This window comes from Ferruginibacter sp. HRS2-29, assembly GCF_024343615.1.
Taxonomy (GTDB): domain Bacteria; phylum Bacteroidota; class Bacteroidia; order Chitinophagales; family Chitinophagaceae; genus Ferruginibacter.
The window spans coordinates 1-1,657 of record NZ_RJUB01000047.1 but is presented as its reverse complement, the minus strand read 5'-3'; the positions used below and the strand labels follow the sequence as shown (position 1 = coordinate 1,657).

General features: G+C 42.8%; 3 protein-coding genes. All 3 read left to right on the top strand.

The genetic code is table 11. From position 1 onward, the window contains the following. Window positions 1-285, top strand: a 285-nt coding sequence (locus EGI32_RS10720) for a hypothetical protein (RefSeq protein ID WP_255155387.1), incomplete at its 5' end; no start/stop codon positions are given. 15 nt (window positions 286-300) lie between these two features. After that, the gene (locus EGI32_RS10715) at window positions 301-897 is read left to right on the top strand and encodes a Pr6Pr family membrane protein (RefSeq protein WP_255155386.1); all 597 of its coding nucleotides are present in this window, start codon (window positions 301-303) and stop codon (window positions 895-897) included. 85 nt (window positions 898-982) lie between these two features. Next, window positions 983-1,600 (top strand): hypothetical protein, encoded by a 618-nt coding sequence (locus EGI32_RS10710; protein ID WP_255155385.1) that lies wholly within the window; start codon window positions 983-985, stop codon window positions 1,598-1,600. Window positions 1,601-1,657: the final 57 nt, after the last annotated feature.

Genomic DNA, 1,657 nt, shown 5'->3' with positions numbered 1-1,657 from the left:
GAGGTTTCTTTTAACCTCCGGGCGTTTGATCCAAAACACTCCGGGGTTGGGAGAAAAACCCCGGAGGTTTCTTTCAACCTCCGGGCGTTTGATCCAAAACACTCCGGGGTTGGGAGAAAAACCCCGGAGGTTTCTTTCAACCTCCGGGCGTTTGATCTAAAAACACTCCGGGGTTCGAACGAAAACCCCGGAGGTTTAACCCCGGAGGTTTCTTTTAACCTCCGGGCGTTTGATCCAAAACACTCCGGGGTTGGGAGAAAAACCCCGGAGGTTTTCTACCTTTAAGAATAAAACTGCGTTATGAAAACAAAACTTGCAACGCTCTTTGGGCTGATCGGTTGGTTTGCGCTCGTACTTCAGTATATACTTATTTTAAAAAACAGTCCTGGCCGCAGCACGCTGGATACGACTATCCGCTACTTTGGATTTTTTACGATTCTGACGAATACGCTGACAGCCGTGTATTTCACCGCGGTTGCCTTCGGCAAAAATGTGAAACCTGCTACCCATACTGCTGTCACGGTATATCTTACCACGGTATTCCTGGTGTACCAGTTCCTGCTGAGGGGACTGGTAGAGCTGCATGGCTGGGACATGCTGGCCGATGAATTATTGCATACGCTGCTGCCGATACTGACGCTTGTATTCTGGGTGATGTATCAGCGCTCCAAACCCGTGGGTTACGGAGTGATCTTCTTATGGACGATCTACCCGTTACTCTATCTCGCTTACACCTTAGCTTATGGAAATTCCACCAATTATTATCCTTATCCTTTTGTAAATGTGAGCAGGTTTGGCATGGGGCAGGTGCTCATCAATTCGGGTTTGCTGGTGGTGGGATTTTTGGCCATGTCGGCATTGTTTCTTTTTATTGGCAAATCGGTCATCAAAAGATAAATTACGGGTATTCCGAAATCAAAATAATTCATGCATAAATCTGTTTAATTTTTTTAAGAAAAAGAAAATAACTGAACCGTCACAAATGGATCAAGTACCCGAAACGCCCAACCTACGGGAGAACAACGATGTCATTGAACTATTGGAAAAAGCCGGTTATTTCAAATATGCAGCGCAGGAAGATATTGCGGAAATAAAAGAAGAATTGCGCGAAGGCTTACGGAATAATTATTTGAATACCGCTCATTTTTACACTCTCGCTAACCATTCGAAAGATTACCGCTATTACATGCTTGATGGTGAAACTCTTTTTGAAGATGGTGGTTTTACAGATGCCTTCAAATATCTACAATATGTATTTGATGCTATCGGCCTTGAATTTGAAGTCACGAACCATATTGAAGAAGCAGATCTCGAAAAGGTCAATCACAGTATGATCGTAAATGGAAAAGATTATGTCATCTTTAAAGATTTTCCTGGCTATGGCTGGGGCGAAGCAGCAAAGGCTTTTGCGGAAATTGTAAATGAACAGCTCTTTTTACAGGAAAAAGACGAACGGGTATTTTTATATAATGGTGGTAATGATGGAGCTGCTGTGTTGTTAACTCCTGAATTATTTGAGATCATTGATAAAGCCATCTCCGATCCTCATGGCAAACCACTTTTACTGGATAAATGGTGCAGAACTTACGGAGTAAAGTAACCATCCGGGGTAATTTTATATATAAACTCTTCGTTGTGAAAGGATTTCCCTCAAATT

Coding starts and splice junctions, on each gene's coding strand:
- EGI32_RS10715 (WP_255155386.1), top strand. CDS start 301: ATGAAAACAAAACTTGCAACGCTCTTTGGGCTGATCGGTTGGTTTGCG.
- EGI32_RS10710 (WP_255155385.1), top strand. CDS start 983: ATGGATCAAGTACCCGAAACGCCCAACCTACGGGAGAACAACGATGTC.